General features: G+C 47.5%; 1 protein-coding gene. It reads left to right on the top strand.

Going from position 1 to position 711, the window contains the following annotated elements; genetic code table 11:
• Positions 1-108 precede the first annotated feature (108 nt).
• Positions 109-531 carry an organic hydroperoxide resistance protein gene (locus R8O11_RS27655; RefSeq protein WP_015313691.1) on the top strand — a complete coding sequence of 141 codons (423 nt, stop codon included), beginning with the start codon at positions 109-111 and terminating at the stop codon, positions 529-531.
• Positions 532-711: the final 180 nt, after the last annotated feature.

The following is a 711-nucleotide window of genomic DNA, read 5'->3' as shown; positions in this document are numbered from 1 at the left end:
AGGCGATAAAAATAAATTGTGCACAATATAGTTGCAAACTATCGTTGTTTCGATGTAAGGTTGCAAGCAATTAAATTGTGCGCAACTTAAATTAAAGAGGATATTCGCATGACAACATTATACAAAACTCAAGCTACTGCTCTGGCTGGCCGCAATGGTCAAGTAAAAACCAACGATGGTCTGCTGGATCTTGAACTTGCTTACCCAAAAGAGATGGGTGGCACAGGCGCAGCAACGAACCCAGAACAACTGTTTGCAGCGGGTTACTCGGCTTGTTTCTCTAACGCGATTTTGCACGTTGCGCGTGAAGCAAAAGTAGCGCTAAAGAGCGCACCTGTGACAGCTGAAGTAGGCATTGGCCCGAATGAAAACGGTGGCTTTGCGTTGACCGTTAGCCTCGCGGCAGAGTTAGACCTACCACAAGAACAAGCACTAGAGCTGACGCGCATTGCTCACCAAGTCTGCCCATACTCAAATGCCGTTCGTGGCAACATTGACGTCGCCGTTACAGTAAATGGTGAAGCGATTTAATCGCTTTAGACACTGTTCTAATGCAAGAAAGCCTGCGAACGTGCAGGCTTTTTTCGATTTGAATGGGGCGATAAGGGTTAACGCGACTCCAACGGGTAAGAGCGATAACTCCACATACCGTAAGTACGCAGCGCATCGCGGTAAATGCCAAGTAGTTCGCTCTCGCTGGCTTTCGCTAAG

It is taken from the genome of Vibrio sp. 1288 (genome assembly GCF_033344475.1).
This window is presented reverse-complemented; position numbering and strand designations above follow the sequence as displayed.

What these genes read in the sequence shown, in the direction of transcription:
- R8O11_RS27655 (WP_015313691.1), top strand. Translation starts at nt 109, where the DNA reads ATGACAACATTATACAAAACTCAAGCTACTGCTCTGGCTGGCCGCAAT.